Origin of the sequence: Neisseria sp. P0008.S010, from assembly GCF_051962715.1 — a bacterium.
Taxonomy (GTDB): Bacteria; Pseudomonadota; Gammaproteobacteria; order Burkholderiales; family Neisseriaceae; genus Neisseria; species Neisseria elongata.
The window spans coordinates 1-481 of record NZ_JBQCVA010000148.1 but is presented as its reverse complement, the minus strand read 5'-3'; the positions used below and the strand labels follow the sequence as shown (position 1 = coordinate 481).

The window sequence follows — 481 nt, the reverse complement described above, 5'->3', positions numbered from 1 at the left end:
GACTACTAGGGTATCTAATCCTGTTTGCTCCCCACGCTTTCGCGCCTCAGTGTCAGTTACAGACCAGAAAGTCGCCTTCGCCACTGGTGTTCCTCCAAATCTCTACGCATTTCACCGCTACACTTGGAATTCCACTTTCCTCTTCTGCACTCAAGTCCCCCAGTTTCCAATGACCCTCCACGGTTGAGCCGTGGGCTTTCACATCAGACTTAAAGGACCGCCTGCGCGCGCTTTACGCCCAATAATTCCGGACAACGCTTGCCACCTACGTATTACCGCGGCTGCTGGCACGTAGTTAGCCGTGGCTTTCTGGTTAGGTACCGTCAAGGTGCCAGCTTATTCAACTAGCACTTGTTCTTCCCTAACAACAGAGTTTTACGACCCGAAAGCCTTCATCACTCACGCGGCGTTGCTCCGTCAGACTTTCGTCCATTGCGGAAGATTCCCTACTGCTGCCACCCGTAGGCTGTCTCTTATACAC

1 rRNA gene is annotated in these 481 nt (G+C 52.8%); it reads right to left on the bottom strand.

What is annotated here, in order from left to right:
• Positions 1 to 481, bottom strand: a 16S ribosomal RNA gene (locus ACTHSL_RS12955); the annotation flags it as partial.